Origin of the sequence: Arthrobacter sp. NPDC089319, assembly GCF_040684925.1 — a bacterium.
Classification (GTDB): Bacteria; Actinomycetota; Actinomycetes; order Actinomycetales; family Micrococcaceae; genus Crystallibacter.
This window is the reverse complement of record NZ_JBFBGZ010000001.1, coordinates 373,213-394,062: the sequence shown is the minus strand read 5'-3', so window position 1 is coordinate 394,062 and position 20,850 is coordinate 373,213. Positions and strand designations below refer to the sequence as shown.

Genomic DNA, 20,850 nt, shown 5'->3' with positions numbered 1-20,850 from the left:
ACTAGGCTCCCTTCACAGCGGAACGGACGAGAACGACCGAGCCGCGGGCACCGGGAACGGCACCCTTGATCAAGAGCAGCGAGTTCTCGGTGTCCACAGCATGAACGGTCAGGTTCAGCGTGGTGTGGCGGACGGCACCCATGCGGCCGGCCATGCGCAGGCCCTTGAAAACGCGGCCCGGAGTGGACGCGCCACCGATGGAACCGGGCTTGCGGTGGTTCTTGTGTGCACCGTGCGAGGCGCCCACGCCGGAGAAGCCGTGACGCTTCATGACACCGGCGAAGCCCTTACCCTTGCTGGTTCCGACGACGTCGACCTTCTGGCCGGTCTCGAACAGCTCAACGGAGAGTTCCTGACCCAGCTCGTAGGAGTCGGCATCGGCGGTGCGCAGCTCGACCACGTGGCGGCGCGGGGTAACCCCGGCCTTCTCGAAGTGGCCGGCCAGCGGCTTGGTCACCTTGCGCGGGTCGATCTGGCCGAAGCCGATCTGGACGGCGGTGTAGCCGTCGACGTCCGCAGAGCGCAGCTGGGTGATGACGTTGGAGTCAGCCTTGACGACGGTCACCGGGATCAGACGGTTGTCCTCGTCCCAGACCTGGGTCATGCCGAGCTTGGTGCCCAGCAGGCCTTTTACTTGGCGTGTAGTGGTAGACATCTGAATCCGCACTCCCCTACAGCTTGATTTCGATGTTCACGTCCGCCGGCAGGTCGAGCCGCATCAGCGAGTCGACGGCCTTCGGCGTGGGATCGATAATGTCGATCAGCCGTTTGTGGGTGCGCATTTCAAAGTGCTCCCGGCTGTCCTTGTACTTGTGCGGCGACCGGATAACGCAGTACACGTTCTTCTCGGTGGGCAGCGGCACGGGGCCGACTACCGTTGCGCCTGCACGCGTGACCGTCTCAACGATCTTCCGTGCTGAAACATCAATGACCTCATGGTCATATGACTTCAGACGGATGCGGATTTTCTGTCCCGCCATGGCGTCTCCGCTCTCTTTCTCAGTGCTGCTCTGTGGACTTTCTTCCTGTGCGCCCCACTGGCCGGATCTCCCCGTGCCTGGCGCTCCTCCAACAGACTGAATCCGGATGAATCCGGGTTCCTCACCCTGCTGAGGCTCCGACCCCCGCGGTCGGGCGTGTCGCGAACATTCTGCGCACTCCGCCCGCTCAAAATGGAGGGTGGGTTATATTTGGGCTTTCAAGACTGTGGAGCCTGACCCTGCCCCGGGCATTATCCCGGGCGGGACACAGCTTCGCACATAGACATGCAAAAGCGCTTGAACAACTCGTCTAGTGTGGCAGACTTTGGCCGCGATTGCGAATCGGCGCCTGCGGCACCGGGCCCCGGCCGTTGGCGCGCAGCGGCTCTGTTGCGCAGCGGCTCTGTTGCGCAGCGGCTCTGTTGCGCAGCGGCTCTGGCGCGCGCCGGCCGGCGGTGGAATGCTGGTGCCTACCCCGCCCCGCCGGGACCCTGCCTGCGGGATCGGGAGTTGTGGTTAAAAGGAGGATAGGCGCGAATGGCATTGGGCACCGATCATCTGGCGGCCCTGCTACCGCCCGACTTTACCCTGGGTGTAGCCACCGCGGCGTTCCAGATCGAGGGCGCGGCGGCCGAAGACGGCCGCGGGCCCTCCGGCTGGGACGCCTTTACCCACGAGCCGGGCCGGGTGGCCGGCGGCGCCACGGCGGATACCGCCTGCGACCACTACCACCGGATGCCGCAGGACGTGGCGCTGCTCGCCGAGCTGGGCGTGGACTCATACCGGTTTTCGTTGTCCTGGCCCCGGATCCAGCCCGGCGGCAAGGGGCCGGTCAACCAGAAGGGCATCGACTTCTATGACCGGCTGCTGGACGAGTTGCTGGCACGGGGTATTTCCCCGATGTGCACGCTGTTCCACTGGGACACCCCGCTGCCGCTGGAGCAGGCCGGCGGCTGGCTGAACCGGGATACCGCCTTTCGGCTGGCCGACTTCGCCGCCATCGCCGCCGAACGGTTCGGCGACCGGGTGGACCGCTGGGTGACCATCAACGAGCCGACCACCGTCACCCTCAACGGCTACGGCTTGGGCGTTCATGCGCCCGGCGAGGCCGGGCTGTTCGATGCCCTTCCCGCGGCGCACCATCTGATCTTGGCGCACGGGCTCAGCCTCTCGGCTCTGCGGGCTGGCGGCATCGCCGGAGAGGCCGGCATCACCAACGTCTACTCCCCCGTGATCGGGGCGAAGCACGGACTCGCGCACGATGTGCTGGTGGAACTCTTCGATGTGCTGCACAACAGGATGTTCTCCGATCCGGTGCTGCTGGGCCGCTACCCCAGCTTCAGTCCTGTGCTCAACCCCTTCCTGCAGTACCTGCGGGAAATCCCGGACGAAGACCTGGCGGTGATGGGCCAGCCGCTGGATTTCTACGGACTGAACTACTACTTCCCCACCCGGATTGGCCTCGGCCCGGGCCCGTCAACCGGGCCGGACGCGGTCCCCGACGGGCTGCCCGAGCCGCTGATGCAGCAGGGCGCGGACCTGCCGTTCCATCTGGCCGGCTGGCCCGGCTATGCGCGGACCGAGTTCGGCTGGCCGGTGGCGCCGGACTACCTGGCCGTGGCACTGGCCCAGATGGCGGAGCGTTATCCGGACCTGCCGCCGGTTTACATCACCGAAGGCGGTGCCAGCTTCAAGGACGTGGTGGTCCCGGATGCGCTCACCAACGCACCGTCCGTGGCCGACGTCCGGCGGATCGACTATCTGGCCCGACATCTCGAGTCCGCCCTGACCGCCACCGCACCCGGAGGACCCGCCGCAGTCATCGACCTGCGCGGCTACTACGTCTGGACTTTGATGGACAACTTCGAATGGGCCGCCGGGTACAGCCAGCGGTTCGGGCTGGTCTACGTGGATTTCGCCACCCAGCAGCGAATCCGCAAGTCCTCATTCCATTGGCTGAAGGACCTCACCGCGCGCCGCCCTCGCGATGCCGGGGCTCAAACCGCCGCAGTCCGGGCGCACGCCGTCTCGGCCGACAGTTCGCCCGGGGAAGGCGCAGAGCCGCAGACCTGACACGCTGCTACTGTTTGCCGCCGTTCGCACGCCGGATGCGACGGACACGGTCCAGTTCGTGACGGAAATACCGCCTGCCCCAGAAAACTGCCCCGATCACAGCGGCGATCAGGCCTATGATGATCCACACGATGAGCCATTCCATGGTTCCGATCCTAGTGGCCGGCGTACAAATTTCGTGCTGTTCCACAGGTTCCACGGGCGGCGCTCAGGGCTATTCTGGAAAATGTCCACAGCATTTGTTCCCAGGAGGCTGAATTGCCATGCTCAGCACCACCACCATGACGACGGTCCTGCCCGTGAAGGACATGGACCGGGCGCGCGCGTTCTATCAGGAGGCCCTCGGCTTGAAGCCGGCCGGCTCCAATGGAGACGATTCGATGATGTTTTCCAGCGGCGGGTCCAACGCCGTGGAACTGATCGTCCGGCCGGACGCCGATACCTCGGACCACACCTCGGTCAGCTTCGAAGTGGCCGATCTTGAATCCGAAATGTCCGACCTCGCTGGCAAGGGCATCCAATTCGCCGATTACGACCTGCCGGGGCTGAAGACAGAAAACCACATCGCAGTGAACGAGCACCAGCGCTGCGCCTGGTTCCCGGATTCGGAAGGCAACATTCTCTGCCTGCACCAGAACATCTGAGTCCACCGGGACGGCGCCCGCGCGCAGGCAACCCGCGGCACGCTGCACCGCCGTCGTTAAAAGGAGAACCCCCGCCGTCGTGAGACGGCAGGGGTTCTCCTGATTCTGGCCGGAGTGCTCCGGTCAGCAGATCACAAAGTTACTTGATGATCTTGGTGACGCGGCCCGAACCAACGGTGCGGCCGCCTTCACGGATAGCGAAGCCGAGGCCCTCTTCCATAGCGATCGGCTGGATGAGCTCAACGGTCATCTCAGTGTTGTCGCCCGGCATGACCATTTCGGTGCCTTCCGGCAGCGTGATAACGCCGGTCACGTCGGTGGTGCGGAAGTAGAACTGCGGACGGTAGTTCGAGTAGAACGGGTTGTGGCGGCCGCCTTCATCCTTGGACAGGATGTAGACGTTGGCCTCGAAGTCGGTGTGCGGGGTGATCGAACCCGGCTTCACAACAACCTGGCCGCGCTCCACGTCTTCGCGCTTGATACCGCGCAGCAGCAGACCACAGTTCTCGCCTGCCCATGCTTCGTCGAGCTGCTTGTGGAACATCTCGATACCGGTAACCGTGGTCTTCTGGACCGGACGGATGCCGACGATCTCGACCTCGGAGTTGATGGCGAGGGTACCGCGCTCGGCGCGGCCGGTCACCACGGTGCCGCGACCGGTGATGGTGAAGACGTCTTCAACCGGCATCAGGAACGGCTTGTCCTTGTCGCGGACCGGGTCCGGGATGTACTCGTCAACAGCTGCCATCAGGTCCTCGACGGACTTGACCCACTGGGCGTCGCCTTCCAGGGCCTTCAGGCCGGAAGTGCGGATGACCGGTGCGTTGTCGCCATCGAATTCCTGCGAGCTGAGCAGCTCACGGACTTCCATTTCGACCAGGTCGAGCAGTTCCTCGTCATCAACCATGTCCGACTTGTTCAGGGCCACCAGCAGCGTCGGAACGCCAACCTGGCGGGCCAGCAGAACGTGCTCGCGGGTCTGGGCCATCGGGCCGTCAGTCGCGGCAACCACCAGGATTGCGCCGTCCATCTGGGCGGCACCGGTGATCATGTTCTTGATGTAGTCGGCGTGGCCGGGGGCGTCCACGTGTGCGTAGTGACGCTTCTCGGTCTGGTACTCGATGTGCGAGATGTTGATGGTGATACCGCGCTGGCGCTCTTCCGGGGCAGAGTCGATAGCTGCGAAGTCACGCTGCTCGTTGAGATCGGGGTACTTGTCAGCAAGCACCTTGGAAATGGCAGCGGTCAACGTGGTCTTACCGTGGTCAACGTGACCGATGGTGCCAATGTTGACGTGCGGCTTAGTCCGCTCGAACTTTGCCTTCGCCACGGGTTCCTCCTAGAACGTTTTGAGAAGAATTGCTCTCCGGACGCGATTGTCACGGCCGAAACTTGAACAAGTCTACTTCGGGCTTTTGTATTTGGTGAAATTACTGGTTCCGTCAGGTACCGGCACAAGGATTGTGCGGTGCTGTCGGAGGGTTGTGCCGGCGGCCGGCTGCTTACGTGGCCGGCCGCCTGCACGGTGTGCCGGGCCCTTGCGAAGAAGGACCCGCCACCATCGTTTTACTCGCCGCGCGTCTTCTGGATGATCTCGTCGGCAACAGCCTTCGGGACCTCAGCGTAGCTTTCGAACTGCATCGAATACACCGCACGGCCCTGCGTCTTGGAACGCAGGTCACCGATGTAGCCGAACATCTCGGAAAGCGGAACGTTAGCGCGCACAACCTTCACGCCGCTAGCGTCCTCCATGGACTGGATCTGTCCACGGCGGGAGTTCAGGTCGCCGATCACGTCGCCCATGTATTCCTCAGGGGTACGTACTTCGACGGCCATCAGCGGCTCGAGCAGGACCGGGTTGGCGCGGCGTGCGCCTTCCTTGAAGACCTGGGAACCAGCGATCTTGAACGCCATTTCCGAAGAGTCGACGTCGTGGTAGGCGCCGTCAATCAGAATGGCCTTGACGCCGACCAGCGGGTAGCCGGCCAGCACACCGAGCTGCATGGCATTCTGGATGCCAGCGTCAATCGAGGGGATGTATTCGCGCGGAATACGCCCGCCGGTGACCTTGTTCTCGAACTCGTAGAAGGTGCCGTCCGAGGTGTCCAGCGGTTCGAAGGAAACCTGGACCTTCGCGAACTGGCCGGATCCACCCGTCTGCTTCTTGTGGGTGTAGTCGACCTTTTCGACAGCCTTCTTGATGGTTTCACGGTAGGCAACCTGGGGCTTGCCCACGTTGGCCTCGACGTTGAACTCGCGGCGCATGCGGTCCACCAGGATGTCCAGATGGAGCTCGCCCATGCCGCCGATCTCGGTCTGTCCGGTGTCCTCGTTCAGCGACACGGTGAAGGTCGGGTCCTCGGCCGAAAGCTTCTGTATGGCCGTGGAGAGCTTCTCCTGGTCACCCTTGGTCTTCGGCTCGATGGCCACGAAGATCACCGGTTCGGGGAAGGACATCGATTCGAGCACGATCGGCGCTTCCATGGCGGAGAGGGTGTCACCGGTAGTGGTGTCCTTCAGGCCAATGGCTGCGTAGATGTGGCCGGCGTGGGCCTCATCGACCGGGTTCTCCTTGTTGGCGTGCATCTGGAAAAGCTTTCCGATGCGCTCCTTCTTGCCCTTGGTGGTGTTGAGCACCTGCAGGCCGGAGGATGCCTTGCCCGAGTAAACCCGGATGAAGGTCAGCTGGCCGAAGAACGGGTGGGTCGCGATCTTGAACGCCAGCGCGGAGAACGGCTCGTCCTCGCTCGGCTTGCGGACCAGTTCGACTTCCTCGTCCTTGGGATCGTGGCCGACCATCGGCGGAACGTCCAGCGGCGACGGCAGGTAGGCTACCACGGCGTCCAGCATCGGCTGCACACCGCGGTTCTTGAAGGCCGAACCACAGAACACCGGGTAGGCCTCGGAGTTGATGGTCATCTTGCGGATGCCGGCAACCAGTTCCTCGTTGGTGATTTCCTCACCCTCGAGGTACTTCTCCATGAGCTCGTCCGAGGACTCGGACACGGACTCGATGAGCTGCGCACGGTATTCCTCGGCCTTGGCCTGGAGGTCCGCGGGGATCTCGCGGGTCTCGTAGGCGGCACCCATGGTCACATCGCCCTTGGCGTCGCCCGGCCACACCATGGCCTTCATGGTGATCAGGTCAACGACACCGATGAAATCGGACTCGGAACCGATCGGCAGCTGCATGACCAGCGGCTTGGCACCAAGGCGGTTGATGATGGTGTCGACGGTGAAGTAGAAGTCGGCGCCCAGCTTGTCCATCTTGTTGACGAAGCAGATGCGCGGGACGTTGTACTTGTCCGCCTGGCGCCACACGGTCTCCGACTGCGGCTCCACGCCTTCCTTGCCGTCAAAGACGGCTACGGCGCCGTCGAGCACGCGCAGGGAGCGCTCGACCTCGACCGTGAAGTCCACGTGGCCCGGGGTGTCGATGATATTGACCTGGTTGTTGTTCCAGAAGGAGGTCACGGCGGCAGACGTGATCGTGATGCCGCGTTCCTTCTCCTGCTCCATCCAGTCAGTCGTCGACGCGCCGTCGTGCGTTTCGCCGATCTTGTGGTTCACACCCGTGTAGAACAGGATGCGTTCCGTAGTAGTGGTCTTACCGGCATCGATGTGGGCCATGATGCCGATGTTGCGGACCTTCGTGAGGTCGGTGAGCACGTCCTGTGCCACAATGTCTCCCTTTGTAGGTGAGGGGTACGACGACGGCGGTTGGCCGCCGTCGTACCGTCTCTGTTACCAGCGGTAGTGGGCGAAGGCCTTGTTGGATTCGGCCATTTTGTGGGTGTCTTCGCGACGCTTCACAGCGGCACCGAGACCGTTCGACGCATCCAGAATCTCGTTCATGAGACGCTCGGTCATCGTCTTCTCGCGGCGGGCCTTCGAGTAGCCGACCAGCCAGCGCAGGGCCAAAGCCGTGGCGCGGCCCGGCTTGACCTCAACCGGAACCTGGTAGGTGGCACCGCCGACTCGGCGGGAGCGGACCTCCAGGGTCGGGCGGACGTTGTCCATGGCCTTCTTCAGGGCAGCGACGGGATCGCCGCCGCTCTTGGCCTTCACACCGTCAAGGGCACCGTAAACGATGCGCTCTGCGGTGGACTTCTTTCCGTCAACGAGAACCTTGTTGATCAGCTGGGTCACCAGCGGGGAACCGTGGACGGGATCTACAACTAGCGGCCGCTTGGGGGCCGGACCCTTGCGAGGCATATTACTTCTTCTCCATCTTCGCGCCGTAGCGGCTGCGAGCCTGCTTGCGGTTCTTGACACCCTGGGTGTCAAGGGCGCCGCGGACGATCTTGTAGCGCACACCGGGCAGGTCCTTCACACGGCCGCCGCGCACCAGCACGATGGAGTGTTCCTGCAGGTTGTGGCCTACACCGGGGATGTAGGCAGTCACTTCGATGCCGCCGGCGAGCTTGACGCGGGCTACCTTGCGGAGCGCGGAGTTCGGCTTCTTCGGGGTGGTGGTGTAAACGCGGGTGCAAACGCCGCGCTTCATCGGGCTGCCCTTAAGGGCAGGCGCCTTGGTCTTATTGACCTTAGGTGAGCGGCCCTTGCGGACCAGCTGGTTAATCGTAGGCACTTTCGTGATCTCCGTTTTTCGTGAGCTTTGCCCCGCCACACAAGCAGGGCCAGGCACTGTCGGTCGTCTTCGCACCCGCTGCCGAATTGAAGCGACCGTAGGCGTGCAAAAGTGTGGCATCCTCCGCGCAAGAACCCCGCGGACCGGAAACAGGCCCCGCCCCGGTTTGAACCGGAACGGCCTTCATCCACTGCCACACAAAACAATCGAAGAAAAGTCTATCAGAGAATCGCGGCACCGGAGAACGGAGCCCGTCGGGAGCCGCCTGCACGGCGCTCATTTCCGCATCGCCTGCAGCAGTGCGGCTTCCAGCGGCGCGGACAGCGTCTTCATGTAAGTGCCGCTCACATGGTTCAGATCCCGGTACACCAGGACGTTGCCGATCACCGCCGGGCAGGTATCCCGGTCGCAGAAACGGGAGGACAGGTCCACCACCTCGGTCCGCGGAGCGAGCGCCGCGGCCTCGTCCGTGCGGTCCTTGCCGTCCAGCCCCTCGTTGCGGGGCTGCCCGCAACCGGAGGGGTCCTCATAGTTCGCCGCGGCGCAGTCCCGGGCCAGCGCTCCCTCGCGCGGGCGGGGCGTGTCCTTCAGCGCGTAGACGTCGACGCCAGCGTCGGCGAGCTTGTTCCAGTACTCGGCGAAGCCCGCGACTCCGGGCCGGTGCCCAGTCCCGGAGTCAACGAACGCAGACTCCGCGTAATAGGACGTGAGGACCGCGTTCGCCCCGCCGTCGGCGGTCAAGCGCTTCAGCGTCTGTTCGTTGGGTGCGCCGCACACGGATTCGCCGTTGGCCTCGATCTGGCGCTGCTCTGCATTGAACGGGCAGGAATTGTGGATGTAGGTGAGCAGCCGCCAGCCTTGGCGCTGGGCAATCGGCTCCAAGGCCTTGAACCATTGGCCGGCATGCGAGTCCCCCACCAGCGCAAGGGTGAAGTCCGCGTCAGGGTCGCCGTACGTGCACTCCTTGGTTTCGGCGGCCATCGGCTTGACGGCGCAGTCGCCGAGGCCCGATTGGTCATCTCCGGCCCGGGCGGGATCCGGGACAATCAGCGGGTTCTGGGTGGCGAACGCCTGGTACCCGCTGTCCTTGAGGGAGGCCACACCGAACCCCGGCGGCGGTGCATCCAGCAACGCGGCAGTCGCCTCATCGCGTTGCTCCAGGATGCGTTCCTGCTGGTTCCCGGGCACGAATGCCAGCGTGCCGACCAGCGCGGTGGCGGCGGCGCCGGCGGCAAGCGGTCGCCAGGCGCTGGCACTGAACCAACCAAAGCGGCGCACCGGAGTCTCCACAAGGTAATAGCTGAGCGCAGCCAGCCCAAAGGAACCGGCCAGCAGCAACGGACTGGTGGCGGGTCCGGGTTCCCTGCCGGCCAGCATCGTGAAGAACACGATCAGGGGCCAGTGCCAGAGGTAGAGCGAGTAGGACACGTTGCCTGTCCATTGGATGGGCCGCCAGTCCACCAGCCGGTGGAGGGACAGCGGGCCGCTGGTCCGGCCGGCGGCGATCACGGCGACGGTGCCCAGCACCGGCAGCAGGGCAGCCGTCCCGGGGAACGGGGTGCCGCCGTCGAAGAGGAAGGCCGAGGCCACAATGGCGGCCAGCCCGGCCGCCGCCAGCAGGCTGCGCAGGTGGGGCCAGCGCAGCGGGTCGTGGTGCAGCGCCGCCAGCAGCCCGCCCAGCCCCAGTTCCCAGATCCGGGTGGGCGTGATGAAGTATGCGTCCGGGCTGCCGCCCGCCGTCGCCCAGATGCCATACGCCAGCGAGGCGGCGACCACCACGGCAAAGATCGCGGCGGTCCGCTCCACCGTCCACTCCCCGGACCTGGTGCCGCTCCCCCACCCGCCCGGCCGGCTGCTGCGTCGCCTGACACGCAAGACCAAGACGGCCAGCAAGACCAGCAGAGGCCAGAGCAGGTAGAACTGCTCCTCCACGGCCAGCGACCAGAAGTGCTGGAGCGGCGTGGGCGTCTCGGTCGCCGCCAGGTAGTCCACCGACGATGCGGCCAGCACCCAGTTCTGCACGTAGAACGTGGACGCGAGGGCCGATGAGCCAATGCGCTCCCACTGGCTCATCGGCAGCAGCGCCAGTGTTGCCGCCAGCACCACGGCGATGACCAGCAACGCCGCCGGCAGGATGCGCCGGGCACGGGCCGCCCAGAACGACCGCAGCGAGAGCGTTCCGGTGGCAGCCGCTTCGCGCAGCATGTGGCCGGTGATCAGGAAGCCGGAAATGACAAAGAAGACGTCCACTCCCACGAAGCCGCCGGGCAGCCAGCGCGGCTCCAGATGGTAGGCCACCACCAGCAGCACCGCTAGGGCGCGCAGGGCTTGAATTTCCGGCAGGAACTTCCGCCGCGGGGTCACAGTTTCCATCACGGACATTCATCCATGCCGAAGTCAACGACAGTTGGCCGCGGGGTAAACGTCCGGGGATCGCCCTAGTGCGTCCGGGGATTGCCCTACTGCTGAGCGCGCAGGGCGTCGGTGATCTTGGCCGAGGCGGCCCGAAGCTTGGGCAGCGCCTCGGCGACTACGGCATCCACGTCGCGGGTGCCGTCCGCCAGCGAGGCCTGCATGGACATGTTCAGCGCGGCGGCCACGGAGCCGTCCGGATGCAGCACCGGCACCGCCACGGAGCGCAGTCCGATCTCCAGCTCCTGGTCCACCAGGGACCAGCCTTGGCTGCGCACCGTATCCAGCTCCGCCCGCAGCTTCAGCGGGTCGGCGATGGTCCGCGGCGTCAGTTGCTTCAGCGTGGTGGAGGCCAACCTCTGCTCCAGTTCCTCGATCGGCAAGCCGGCCAGCAGCACCCGGCCCATCGAGGTGGCGTAGGCCGGGAACCGGGTGCCCACCATGATCCCTACGGTCATGATCCGTCGGGTGTGGATGCGGGCGATGTAGACAATCTCGTCGCCGTCGAGGATCGAGGCGGAGGTGGATTCGTGCAGCTCGGCGGAAAGCTCCTCCAGCAATGGCTGCACCAGCTGGGGCAGACTCTGCCCGGCAAGGTAGGAATACCCCAGCTGGAGCACCAATGCGGTGAGCTCGAATACGCGGCCGTCGGTGCGCACATACCCCAGATCCACCAGGGTATGCAGGAACCGCCGCGCCGTAGCGCGGGTCAGGCCGGTCCGCTTGGAGACCTCACTGAGCGTCATGGTGACGTTGTCGGCGTCGAAAGCCCGGATCACGGTCAATCCGCGGGCCAGTGACTGGACGAACTGATCGCCAGGCGTTTTGGTCTCGGTCATGGTTCCTTCGAGCTTTACGGGGGGCTTTACTCGGTGGGCGGGAGCAGCTTGATGTCCATCTTGGACTGCAGCTCCTCAAGCGTGGTCCCGAAGGTTTCGCGCACCCGCACGCCTTCCGGCGTCAACAGGAAGACCGCGTCATTAGTGTATACGCGGGTGACGCAGCCCACGCCCGTGAGCGGGTAGCTGCAGTCGGGCACCAGCTTGGGCGTGCCGTCCTTGGCGAACAGCGACATCATCACGTAGACGTCCTTGGCGCCGGTGGCCAGGTCCATCGCGCCGCCGACGGCGGGGATGGCATCCGGGGCGCCGGTGTGCCAGTTCGCCAGATCGCCGGTGGCCGAGACCTGGAAGGCGCCGAGCACACAGACGTCCAGATGGCCGCCGCGCATCATGGCGAAGGAGTCCGCATGGTGGAAGTAGGACGCCCCCGGCACTTCGGTGACCGGGACCTTGCCCGCGTTGATCAGGTCCTGGTCGGCCTCATCGCCGTGCGCCTCCGGACCCATCCCCAGCATGCCGTTCTCGGTATGCAGGGTGATGTCCTGTTCGGCGGTCAGGTAGTTCGAGACGGACGTCGGCTGGCCGATGCCGAGGTTGACGAAGGAACCGGGCTGGATGTCCTGCGCGACCAGCCTGGCCAGGTCCTCGCGGCTGAGTTTCTCGCTCACTAGTGTGCCTCTCCTTCTGCGGCCTGCGGCGCAATTTCGACGACGGTGTCCACGTAGATGCCCGGCGTCACGATGACCTCGGGATCCAACTGGCCGGTCTCCACAATGCCGGAGACCTGGACGATGCTTTTCTTGGCGGCGGCGGCCATGATCGGCCCGAAGTTGCGGGCGGTCTTGCGGTAGACCAGGTTGCCCTTCTTGTCCGAGGTCAGCGCCTTGATCAGCGCCACGTCGCCGTAGATCGGAGACTCGAGCACGTAGCCCTTGCCGTCGATCACGCGGGTTTCCTTGCCCTCGGCCAGCATGGTGCCATAGCCGGTGGGCGTGAAGAAGCCGCCGATGCCTGCTCCGGCGGCACGGATGCGCTCGGCGAGGTTGCCCTGCGGCACCAGTTCCAGTTCGATTTCGCCCGCCCGGTAGGCGGTGTCGAAGTGCCAGGAGTCGGACTGGCGCGGGAACGAGCAGATGATCTTCTTGACCCGGCGTTCCTTGATCAGCAGCGCCAGGCCGGCGTCGGCCTGGCCCGCGTTGTTGTTCACCACCGTCAGGTCCGTGGCGCCGCAGTCCATCAGCGCGTCGATCAGTTCCATCGGCTGGCCGGCGTTGCCGAAGCCGCCGATCAGGACCGTGGCGCCGTCTTGGATGCCGGCCACGGCGTCCTGGGCAGTAGCAGCAAATTTTGCCATGCTGGCTTACCTCCTTAGTTCTTGGTTGAGTTGACGTTTTCCAGCACGACGGCGAGGCCCTGGCCCACGCCGATGCAGATCGCGGCCACGCCCCAGCGTTCGCCCGATTCCTGCAGGCGGCGCGCCAGCGTGCCGAGGATGCGGATGCCCGAGGCCCCCAGCGGGTGGCCGATGGCCACGGCGCCGCCCCAGGCGTTCACGATGGCGGGATCGATGTCCCAGTTGTCGATGCAGGCCAGCGACTGCGCGGCAAAGGCTTCATTGAGCTCGACGGCGGAGACATCCGACCAGCTGATGCCCGCCCGGCGGACGGCCTGGTTCGCGGCCTCGACCGGAGCGAAGCCGAAGAACTGCGGCTCCAGGGCGGAGGCGCCGCGGCCGGCAATCCGGGCCAGCGGCTCGGTTCCCAGCAGCCCGGCGGCAGCCTCGCTGCCCAACCAGGCCGCGGACGCGCCGTCGTTCAGCGGCGACGCGTTGCCCGCCGTCACCGTGCCGCCTTCGGGGCCGTCGGCAACGGGCCGGAAGACGGTCTTCAGCCCGGCCAGCACCTCGGCGGTGCTGGTGGGGCGAATGGATTCGTCGCGGGTCAGGTCGGTGCCCGGAACCTGCACCACCATCGAGTCGTATTTGCCTTCGTTCCAGGCCTCGTCGGCCAGGCGGTGCGACGCCGCGGCAAACTCGTCCTGCCGCTCGCGGCTAATCCCGTGGCGCTCGCGCAGCTGCTCGGTGGCCTCGCCGAGGGAAACGGTCCATTCCTGCGGCATCTTCTTGTTCACCAGCCGCCAGCCCAGCGTGGTGGAGGCCAGGGTCATGTTGCCCGCCGGGTAGGGCTTCTCGGTCTTCGGCAGCACCCACGGCGCGCGGCTCATCGACTCGACGCCGCCGATCAGCACCAGGTCGCCTTCGCCGGCGTTGATCTGGCGGGAGCCGATGATCGCGGCATCCAGGCTGGAACCGCACAGCCGGTTGACCGTGGTGCCAGGGATGGAGGTGGGCAGGCCGGCCAGCAGCGTGGCCATCCGCGCGACGTTGCGGTTCTCTTCGCCGGCGCCGTTGGCGTTGCCGAAGATCACCTCGTCGATGCGCTCCGGGTCCAGTCCCGGCGCGCGGGCAACTTCCGCCTTGACCACTTCCGCGGCCAGGTCGTCCGGCCGGACACCGGCCAGCGCTCCGCCGAACTTGCCGAACGGGGTGCGGACGGCGTCATACAAATATGCCTGGTTCATTCAAGGCTCCTTTGTGGCGCACTTCTGGCGTGCGCCGTGGGTTACAGCAAACGGCCCGGTCCAGCGCTGTGGCTGGACCGGACCGCTCCATAGACATGATGGGGATCCGCGCAGGAACCCTCCGCGGCGGCTTCACCGACCCCTAGAACAGGGAGCCGTGGTCATCCGCTAAACCTCGGAAGTGTTCGCTTCACGAACGCATGTACGTTATATGAACTATATCGAGGCGCTGTGATCCTCGTCAAGGCTGGCGAAGACGCCCTTGGCCACCTTGAACGCTACGTTGGCATCGGGCACGCCGCAGTAGATCGCGGACTGCAGCACCACTTCCTTGATCTCGTCCCGGGTCATGCCGTTGGTCAGCGCCGCGCGTACGTGCATGGCGAATTCCTCCCAGTGGCCCTTGGCGATCATGGCGGTGAGCGTGATGGCGCTGCGCGTGGTGCGCGGCAGCCCCTCCCGGGTCCAGATGGTCCCCCACGCGTAGCGCGTGATCAGTTCCTGGAAATCCTGCGTGAACTCATCGATCGAGCTGTTCGCGCGGTCCACGTGCGCGTTGCCCAGGACCTGCCGGCGCACGGCCATGCCGTCGTCGTAGACCTCCTGCTGGGTCTTGGCGGGGTCGAAGGTGCGGTTGTCGCTCACGGCGGGTACTCCTTGGGTAGTGTCAGTCAAGAATCGGGCCGCGCTCAGGCAGCCAGGAAGAAATCGCGCAGCAGCGCCGCGGTGTCTTCGGGCGCCTCGGCTGGCGCCTGGTGGGCGGCGGAATCGACCACTGCGGAGCTGCCCTGGCGCACGCCGTCGGCCACTGCCTTGGCGAACTCGGGCGGGCAGACCTCGTCCACTCCGCCGGCAATGGCGATCACCGGGGTGGTGATTTCGCCGAGCCGTTCGCGGACGTCGAAGCCGGCCAAGGCCTCACAGCAATGCGCGTAGGCGAAGCGGTCCGCGTTCTGCAGGGTGTGCAGCAGCCGGGTGGTGCGTTCGGAATGCTTCTCGATGAAGCCCGGTGCGAACCAGCGCTGCGCCGAGCCGACCACCATGGTGGGCGTGCCTGCATTGCGGACGGTCTCGGCACGCTCCAGCCAGCCGGTCGGCTCGCCGATTTTGGCGCCGGAGCACACCACGCCCAGCCCGGCGAAGCGTTCCGGGTAGTCCAGCCCCAGCTGCAGTGCCAGCTGGCCGGCCATCGAGACGCCGGCGAAGTAAACCTTGGCCTCGGCGTCGATGTCACCGGCCGCGGCGAGCTTGTCCAGCATGGCCACCACGCCCTTCGCGAGTTCGGCCATGGTAAACGGCTCGGTCGAGGCCGGGCTGGCACCGTGGCCGGGCAGATCCACGCCGACCACCTGGAAGTCCGCCAGATGCGGCACGGTGTCGATCCAGAGCGCCTTGGCTCCGGTGCCCAGGCCGGCGCCGGCCAGCAGCACAGGCTTGCCCTTGCCCTCGGACAGCAAGGTGGGGGTGATGTCGGGAACGCTCACGAATTGCTCCATTCTGCATAGTGGGAAGTGATCCGGTCGATCAGTTCGTTGCTCTGGCCGATGTAGCCGGACGGATCCAGCAGCTCGGCCAGCGCCGCGTCGGTCAGCACGTCAGCCGGCACCGCACCGCGCAGCAGCTGTGCCAGCGTGCCCTGGCTGGCCAGCGACTGGTTAACCAGGCTCTGGATCTTGGACTTGCCGGCGCCCGGGGAACCGCCGTCCAGCAGCGGCGCCACGGTGGCCATGATGCGTTCGCTGACCACCAGCTCGCCGGTGATCGCCAGATTGCCGCGCATCCGTTCCGGATGGACCACCAGGCCTTCGGAGAGTTCGGCCAGCTTGGCGGCTGCCCCGCCGGCCAGCCGGAGCAGCTGGCGCATTGCTTGCCACTCCACGTGCCAGGCTCCGTCCGGCCGCTCGTCGATGGCGCCGGCGGCCGCGGCCTGGATCTGGGCCAGATGCCCGGGACCGGCCAGTGCGGCGCTGCGGATCAGCACGGACAGCACCGGATTCTGCTTCTGCGGCATGGCCGAGGAACCGCCGCGGCCTTCGGCGGCCGGCTCGGAGACTTCGCCGAACTCGGGCCGGCTCAGCAGCAGCACGTCGTTGGCGACCTTCCCTGTGGCGGCCAGCACGTCGGCCAGCGCCGCGGCCAGCGCGGTGACCGGCAGCCGGTTGGTTTGCCACGGCGCTACCGGATCGGCCAGTCCCAGCCGTTCGGCGAGACGGGCCGCCAAAGCCAGCGCACCGCCGTCGTTGTTGTTCTGCGCAGCGCTGCCTGCGGCGGTGCCGGCGGCTCCATCACGTGCAGCGGCGGCCGTGGCCGCTGCGTTGGCGGGCCGGTTGGCCAACTCCGTCAGCGCGGCCATGGTGCCGGCCGCACCGCCCCATTGGAGCGGCAGTTCGCTGGCTACCTGCTCCAGCCGGACACCGGCCTGGGCCACGCCGGAGAGCCAGTTGGCGGCCTTGAGCCCGAACGTGGACGGCAGCGAATGCTGGGTCAGCGTCCGGGCCACGGTGATGGTGCCGCGGTGCTCGTCCGCCTGCCGCGCCAGAGCGGCGGCGGCGGACTTCAGATCGGTGACGATGCCGGCCAGCGTGCGGCGCGCCATCAGCATCAAGGCGCTGTCCAGGATGTCCTGGCTGGTGGCACCCTGATGGATCGCCGAAGCGGCGGCCGGGTTGTGCTTCTTGGCCTCCGTGCGCAGGTCGGCTAGCAGCGGGATGACCGGGTTGCCGCCGCCCTGGGTACGCTCGGCCAAGGCCGCGGCGTCGTAGAGATCTGCCCGCGAAGCCTGTTCGACTGCTGGAACGGCGTCCGCCGGCACCCGGCCGGCGCCGGCCAGCACGCGCGTCCATTCGAGTTCCACGTCGAGCATGGCCTGGATGAATTGGTAGTCGCTGGTTAAACGGGATGCTGCTGTCCCGGCCGAAGCCGGAGACAGCAGCCCGAAATCAGCGTGGTCCGCTGGATTCATGGATCCCTAGATTCCCGGGTAGGTCAGGAAGACAGTTTCGCCTTCGCCCTGCAGCCGGATGTCGAAGCGCAGGTCGCCGTTCGACTCGCGTTCGGCGATCAGCGTCTTCCGCCGCTCTTCGGGCAGCGAGGACAGCAGCGGGTCGTTCGCCAGCGCCTCGGTGTCCTCCGGCAGGTAGATCCGGGTGAACAGCCGGTTCAGCAGGCCGCGGGCAAAGACCACCATGGAGATGAACGGGGCCTTGCCCTGCTCGGTGGCGCCCGGGTTCACCGTCGTGAAGGTGTAGTGGCCGACGTTGTCCACGGCTACCCGGCCGAAGCCGGTGAAGGTGTGGTCGTCGCGGACCAGCGAACCGGTCTCCCGGGAGATTTCGCCGTGCTCGTCGGCCTGCCAGATCTCCAGCATGGAGTCGGGGATCGGGCTGCCGTTGCCGTCCGTCACCACGCCGTGCAGCCGGATGGATCCGGTGTGTGCGCGGTGGACCAGCTGGCTGTCCTTTTCATAAGGCAGCGCGAAGCCGTAGAACGGGCCGATGGTCTGGCCCGGGGTAGCTACCAGTTTGGTGGTGGATTCGCTCATCAGTGCTCCTCGCCTTCTTCCATCCAGGTGCGGTTGCTGCCGGAGAGGACGATGTCCCATCGGTAGCCGGTGTTCCATTCGTGGCTGGTCACCGAATGGTCGTAGGTGGCGACCAGGCGGTCGCGCGCGTCCTGGTCGGTGATCGCCTGGTAGATCGGATCCAGCGGGAACAGCGGGTCGCCCGGGAAGTACATCTGGGTGATCATCCGCTGGGTGAAGTCGGTGCCGAACAGCGAGAAGTGGATGTGCGCCGGACGCCAGGCGTTGTGGTGGTTCTTCCACGGGTACGGGGCCGGCTTGATGGTGGTGAACTTGTATTCGCCGTTGGGTCCGGTGATGCAGCGGCCCACGCCGGTGAAGTTGGGGTCGATCGGCGCCGGGTGCTGGTCGCGCTTGTGCACGTAGCGGCCGGCAGCGTTGGCCTGCCAGACTTCCACCAACTGGTTGCGCACCGGGCGCCCGTCGCCGTCCAGCACCCGGCCCTGCACAACAATCCGCTCGCCGAGTGGTTCGCCGTTGTGCTGGATGGTCAGGTCCGACTCGAGGATGTGCACGTCCCGCTCGCCGAACGCGGGGCTCCACAGCTCGATCGTCTCCGGATCCGCGTGGTGCAGGTCCTTGGTGGGATGGCGCAGCAGCGAGGAACGGTAGGGCGCAAAGTCGATGCGCGGCTGCGTTTCCTGGGCTTCTCCGGCTTCCACGCCCTTGCGGTAGGCCTCGTGGATGTCGGTGATTTCCTGGCTAATCGTCTCCTGCGAATCCGCGGTGGCGGCAGGATCCAGCAGGTGGCTGTCGCCAAATGTCTCGGCGTCGAAAGCCTCGTCCTGAGCAGTAGCGTCGCTCATCGAGAACTCCTTTCTGTTTTTCGGGTCTGGCGGTTCAGGGTTGGTGTGCCGCATTGGTTCGCGCGGCAGGCGGGTGGGTTACTTGTGCGGCCAGCCGGTGTAGGACTCGGCCAGGTACTGCTGACCGAAGCGGGACCCGGTCACCGTGGCCAGTTCGCCCAAAGCACGCTTGGTTTCGAACGGCGAGGCGTCCTTACGGGTGTGCAACATGCTGGTCATCCAGTAGGAGAAGTTCTGCGCCTTCCAGACCCGCTGCAAGGCCAGGTCCGAGTAGCCCTCCAGCAGCGCGTCGCTGCCGGTGGCGTAGAACGAATCGATGGCCTCGAACAGCACCTTGACGTCCGCGAAGGCCAGGTTCAGCCCCTTGGCGCCGGTCGGCGGCACGGTGTGTCCGGCGTCGCCGGCCAGGAACATGCGGCCGTGGGACAGCGGCTCGCGGACGAAGGACCGGAAGGCCAGCACGGTCTTGTCGAAAATCGGGCCCTGCTTGAGCTGGAAGCCGTCCGGTCCGTCCACCCGCTTCTGCAGTTCGGCCCAGATCCGGTCGTCGCTCCAGTCGTCCACGTTCTCGGCCGGATCACACTGGAAGTACATCCGCTGGACGGTCTCGCTGCGCTGGGAGATCAGCGCGAAGCCGTGCGGGGAGTTGGCATAGATCAGTTCCGGGGCGCTCTTCGGCGCCTCGGTCAAAATGCCGAACCACGCGAACGGGTACTCGATCTTGTAGTCCTGCTCCCCCTTCACCGCACGGCGGCAGAAACTGCGGGAGCCGTCGGCGCCGACCAGGATGTCGCAGTGCACCTCAAACGCGGTGCCGTCCTTGTCGGTGAAACGGAATTTCGGCGTGGTGGTCTCCAGGTCCAGCACCTCGGTGACCTCGGCCTCGTAGCGCACGTCGCCGCCGTCGCGCTTGCGGGCAGCGGCCAGGTCCACAAAGACCTCGTTCTGCGCATACAGCGTCACCGTGGCGTCCACCAGGTCTTTGAAGTCCAGCGGGTGCGACTCTCCGTTGAAGCGCAGGTCGATGCCCTCATGCTCGTCGCCGTCGGTGAGCACCCGGCCTTCCACGCCGGTGTCGGTGAGCATCTGGACCGAGCCCGCTTCCAGGATGCCGGCGCGGTGCGTGTTGCGGATGGTCTCGTGATCGCGGGATTCCACCACAAGGTTGTCAATCCCCTGCTTGGCCAGCAGGTGGCTGAGCATGAGACCGGCAGGTCCTCCGCCGACAATGCCGACCTTGGTTTTGATGATTTGCGCCTGCGCCATAAGTAAGTCTCCTGAAGCAATGGTGGTCACGTCTTGATCCAGTGTGACCCGGACGACAAGTCGAATGCGCCCGTGTTCTCATTCATTGAGAATTACGACGGCGGTGTCCCGTCTCGGTGCCGGGGTGCCGCTTCGGTCCCGCTCCCGCCCCCGTGCCGCACGACCACTCCAATCCGCGTCATTCATTCAGCCCGCTAGGGCAGCGCCACGCCCATCGCCCGGGAGATGCCACGCGCCGCCGTCATCAGCGCCGGGACCACTGCGTTGAAGTTTTCGAAGCCAAGCGGCACCACAACGCCGAGGGCTGCCACCGGCCAGCCGGCCGGGCCCGTTACCGGGACGGCCACGCCGGTGGTGTCCGCATCGATGCGCCCGTCGAACGCGGCATAACCGCGCTTGCGGATGTCGGCCAAGTGCCGGCGCAAGTCGAAGGAGACCGTGTCCGCCGAGGTGACGGCTTCCGGGTGGCGGGAGAGGTAGGACTCCTGGACATGGTTCGGCGAATTGGCCAGCAGCACCATTCCCATCGAGGTCCGGTGAACCGGCATGCGGCCGGCAATCTGCGCCTGATTGACCACCGAGCCGCGGCTGGACAACCGCTCGATGACCAGGACCTCGTCATCGCGCAGCACCGCCAGCTGGGTGTGCTGGCGGACCACAGACTGGATGTCCTCCATGAACGGCATCGCGGCCTGCCGGAGGTCCACGGCGGGCGAACTCCGGTTGGCCAGTTCCCACAGCCGAAGCCCCAACCGGATCTCCCCGGGTCCATCCTTGGTCAGCAGCCCGTGCCGCGAGAGCTCGTCCACCAACCGGTAGGTGGTTGCCAACGGCACATCCGCGCGGCGGGATAACGTGGCAACGTTCATGGCCGGCTTGTCCGGCTCGAACGCAGACAGGATGCGCACCAGCCGGTCCAGCATCGAGTCTCCGGACGGGGAATTGGCCATGCTCCTAGGTTCTCACGCCGGAAGGGACCGTAAGCAGGCCGGCCGGGCCTGTCGGTTGCCCAGAATCCTGATCCGGTGGAGAGAAACGGGCATAAACGGGCCGCCAATATCCCGTCTTCTCTCCAA

General features: G+C 65.9%; 21 protein-coding genes. 2 read left to right on the top strand and 19 right to left on the bottom strand.

Annotated features, from left to right (window positions below):
• Nucleotide 1 precedes the first annotated feature (1 nt).
• Together rplC and rpsJ are read right to left on the bottom strand one after the other, a co-directional pair.
• Nucleotides 2–655: a 50S ribosomal protein L3 gene (gene rplC, locus AB0N75_RS01865; protein ID WP_364644255.1), complete on the bottom strand. Its 654-nt coding sequence runs from the start codon at nt 653–655 to the stop codon at nt 2–4.
• Nucleotides 656–671: 16 nt separating this feature from the next.
• Nucleotides 672–980 carry a 30S ribosomal protein S10 gene (rpsJ, locus tag AB0N75_RS01860; protein WP_003803825.1) on the bottom strand — a complete coding sequence of 103 codons (309 nt, stop codon included), beginning with the start codon at nt 978–980 and terminating at the stop codon, nt 672–674.
• A 537-nt stretch (nt 981–1,517) separates the two neighbouring features.
• Between rpsJ and AB0N75_RS01855 the strand changes: the two genes are divergently transcribed.
• Nucleotides 1,518–3,053: a family 1 glycosylhydrolase gene (locus tag AB0N75_RS01855; RefSeq protein WP_364644253.1), complete on the top strand. Its 1,536-nt coding sequence runs from the start codon at nt 1,518–1,520 to the stop codon at nt 3,051–3,053.
• A 7-nt stretch (nt 3,054–3,060) separates the two neighbouring features.
• Here the strand turns inward: AB0N75_RS01855 and AB0N75_RS01850 are convergent, their stop codons facing one another.
• Entirely contained in the window at nt 3,061–3,198 is a 138-nt protein-coding gene (locus tag AB0N75_RS01850) for a hypothetical protein (RefSeq protein ID WP_364644251.1), read from the bottom strand.
• A gap of 118 nt (nt 3,199–3,316) precedes the next feature.
• Here AB0N75_RS01850 and AB0N75_RS01845 point away from each other — a divergent pair, with 118 nt between their 5' ends.
• Entirely contained in the window at nt 3,317–3,697 is a 381-nt protein-coding gene (locus AB0N75_RS01845) for a VOC family protein (RefSeq protein WP_364644249.1), read from the top strand.
• A 139-nt stretch (nt 3,698–3,836) separates the two neighbouring features.
• Here the strand turns inward: AB0N75_RS01845 and tuf are convergent, their stop codons facing one another.
• The 16 genes from tuf to AB0N75_RS01765 all read right to left on the bottom strand — a co-directional run bounded on the left by tuf (nt 3,837) and on the right by AB0N75_RS01765 (nt 20,724).
• Nucleotides 3,837–5,027 carry an elongation factor Tu gene (gene tuf / locus AB0N75_RS01840; protein WP_364644247.1) on the bottom strand — a complete coding sequence of 397 codons (1,191 nt, stop codon included), beginning with the start codon at nt 5,025–5,027 and terminating at the stop codon, nt 3,837–3,839.
• A gap of 236 nt (nt 5,028–5,263) precedes the next feature.
• Nucleotides 5,264–7,378 carry an elongation factor G gene (gene fusA, locus AB0N75_RS01835; RefSeq protein WP_364644245.1) on the bottom strand — a complete coding sequence of 705 codons (2,115 nt, stop codon included), beginning with the start codon at nt 7,376–7,378 and terminating at the stop codon, nt 5,264–5,266.
• A 63-nt stretch (nt 7,379–7,441) separates the two neighbouring features.
• On the bottom strand, nt 7,442–7,912 hold the full coding sequence (rpsG, locus tag AB0N75_RS01830; protein ID WP_127511056.1) for a 30S ribosomal protein S7: 471 nt from the start codon (nt 7,910–7,912) through the stop codon (nt 7,442–7,444).
• 1 nt (nt 7,913) lies between these two features.
• Nucleotides 7,914–8,288, bottom strand: coding sequence for a 30S ribosomal protein S12 (gene rpsL / locus AB0N75_RS01825; RefSeq protein WP_127511055.1), 375 nt, complete (start codon nt 8,286–8,288; stop codon nt 7,914–7,916).
• A 276-nt stretch (nt 8,289–8,564) separates the two neighbouring features.
• Nucleotides 8,565–10,661, bottom strand: a complete 2,097-nt coding sequence (locus tag AB0N75_RS01820) for an acyltransferase family protein (protein ID WP_364644240.1) — start codon at nt 10,659–10,661, stop codon at nt 8,565–8,567.
• A gap of 86 nt (nt 10,662–10,747) precedes the next feature.
• Nucleotides 10,748–11,539, bottom strand: a complete 792-nt coding sequence (locus tag AB0N75_RS01815) for an IclR family transcriptional regulator C-terminal domain-containing protein (protein WP_364644238.1) — start codon at nt 11,537–11,539, stop codon at nt 10,748–10,750.
• A 26-nt stretch (nt 11,540–11,565) separates the two neighbouring features.
• The gene (locus AB0N75_RS01810; protein ID WP_364644235.1) at nt 11,566–12,210 is read right to left on the bottom strand and encodes a 3-oxoacid CoA-transferase subunit B; all 645 of its coding nucleotides are present in this window, start codon (nt 12,208–12,210) and stop codon (nt 11,566–11,568) included.
• Entirely contained in the window at nt 12,210–12,896 is a 687-nt protein-coding gene (locus AB0N75_RS01805) for a 3-oxoacid CoA-transferase subunit A (protein ID WP_364644232.1), read from the bottom strand. The genes AB0N75_RS01810 and AB0N75_RS01805 overlap by 1 nt, the downstream gene beginning before the upstream one ends.
• A gap of 14 nt (nt 12,897–12,910) precedes the next feature.
• Nucleotides 12,911–14,122, bottom strand: a complete 1,212-nt coding sequence (locus AB0N75_RS01800) for a thiolase family protein (RefSeq protein ID WP_364644229.1) — start codon at nt 14,120–14,122, stop codon at nt 12,911–12,913.
• A 216-nt stretch (nt 14,123–14,338) separates the two neighbouring features.
• Entirely contained in the window at nt 14,339–14,767 is a 429-nt protein-coding gene (gene pcaC / locus AB0N75_RS01795) for a 4-carboxymuconolactone decarboxylase (RefSeq protein WP_277883599.1), read from the bottom strand.
• A 44-nt stretch (nt 14,768–14,811) separates the two neighbouring features.
• Nucleotides 14,812–15,606: an alpha/beta fold hydrolase gene (locus tag AB0N75_RS01790; RefSeq protein WP_364644226.1), complete on the bottom strand. Its 795-nt coding sequence runs from the start codon at nt 15,604–15,606 to the stop codon at nt 14,812–14,814.
• On the bottom strand, nt 15,603–17,084 hold the full coding sequence (locus tag AB0N75_RS01785) for a lyase family protein (protein WP_364644223.1): 1,482 nt from the start codon (nt 17,082–17,084) through the stop codon (nt 15,603–15,605). The genes AB0N75_RS01790 and AB0N75_RS01785 overlap by 4 nt, the downstream gene beginning before the upstream one ends.
• Nucleotides 17,085–17,090: 6 nt before the next feature.
• Nucleotides 17,091–17,663 carry a protocatechuate 3,4-dioxygenase subunit alpha gene (gene pcaG / locus AB0N75_RS01780; protein ID WP_364644220.1) on the bottom strand — a complete coding sequence of 191 codons (573 nt, stop codon included), beginning with the start codon at nt 17,661–17,663 and terminating at the stop codon, nt 17,091–17,093.
• A complete protein-coding gene (pcaH, locus tag AB0N75_RS01775) occupies nt 17,663–18,508 on the bottom strand; it encodes a protocatechuate 3,4-dioxygenase subunit beta (protein ID WP_364644217.1) in 846 nt (281 codons plus the stop codon). The genes pcaG and pcaH overlap by 1 nt, the downstream gene beginning before the upstream one ends.
• A 78-nt stretch (nt 18,509–18,586) precedes the next feature.
• The gene (locus AB0N75_RS01770; protein WP_364644214.1) at nt 18,587–19,774 is read right to left on the bottom strand and encodes a 4-hydroxybenzoate 3-monooxygenase; all 1,188 of its coding nucleotides are present in this window, start codon (nt 19,772–19,774) and stop codon (nt 18,587–18,589) included.
• Nucleotides 19,775–19,968: 194 nt separating this feature from the next.
• A complete protein-coding gene (locus tag AB0N75_RS01765; protein ID WP_364644211.1) occupies nt 19,969–20,724 on the bottom strand; it encodes an IclR family transcriptional regulator in 756 nt (251 codons plus the stop codon).
• Nucleotides 20,725–20,850: the final 126 nt, after the last annotated feature.

Bases quoted from the DNA above. Each gene is read 5' to 3' on its own strand.
- rplC (WP_364644255.1), bottom strand. From the start codon at position 655: ATGTCTACCACTACACGCCAAGTAAAAGGCCTGCTGGGCACCAAGCTC.
- rpsJ (WP_003803825.1), bottom strand. From the start codon at position 980: ATGGCGGGACAGAAAATCCGCATCCGTCTGAAGTCATATGACCATGAG.
- AB0N75_RS01855 (WP_364644253.1), top strand. From the start codon at position 1,518: ATGGCATTGGGCACCGATCATCTGGCGGCCCTGCTACCGCCCGACTTT.
- AB0N75_RS01850 (WP_364644251.1), bottom strand. From the start codon at position 3,198: ATGGAATGGCTCATCGTGTGGATCATCATAGGCCTGATCGCCGCTGTG.
- AB0N75_RS01845 (WP_364644249.1), top strand. From the start codon at position 3,317: ATGCTCAGCACCACCACCATGACGACGGTCCTGCCCGTGAAGGACATG.
- rpsG (WP_127511056.1), bottom strand. From the start codon at position 7,912: ATGCCTCGCAAGGGTCCGGCCCCCAAGCGGCCGCTAGTTGTAGATCCC.
- AB0N75_RS01820 (WP_364644240.1), bottom strand. From the start codon at position 10,661: ATGGAAACTGTGACCCCGCGGCGGAAGTTCCTGCCGGAAATTCAAGCC.
- AB0N75_RS01815 (WP_364644238.1), bottom strand. From the start codon at position 11,539: ATGACCGAGACCAAAACGCCTGGCGATCAGTTCGTCCAGTCACTGGCC.
- AB0N75_RS01805 (WP_364644232.1), bottom strand. From the start codon at position 12,896: ATGGCAAAATTTGCTGCTACTGCCCAGGACGCCGTGGCCGGCATCCAA.
- AB0N75_RS01800 (WP_364644229.1), bottom strand. From the start codon at position 14,122: ATGAACCAGGCATATTTGTATGACGCCGTCCGCACCCCGTTCGGCAAG.
- AB0N75_RS01785 (WP_364644223.1), bottom strand. From the start codon at position 17,084: ATGAATCCAGCGGACCACGCTGATTTCGGGCTGCTGTCTCCGGCTTCG.
- pcaG (WP_364644220.1), bottom strand. From the start codon at position 17,663: ATGAGCGAATCCACCACCAAACTGGTAGCTACCCCGGGCCAGACCATC.
- pcaH (WP_364644217.1), bottom strand. From the start codon at position 18,508: ATGAGCGACGCTACTGCTCAGGACGAGGCTTTCGACGCCGAGACATTT.
- AB0N75_RS01770 (WP_364644214.1), bottom strand. From the start codon at position 19,774: ATGGCGCAGGCGCAAATCATCAAAACCAAGGTCGGCATTGTCGGCGGA.
- AB0N75_RS01765 (WP_364644211.1), bottom strand. From the start codon at position 20,724: ATGGCCAATTCCCCGTCCGGAGACTCGATGCTGGACCGGCTGGTGCGC.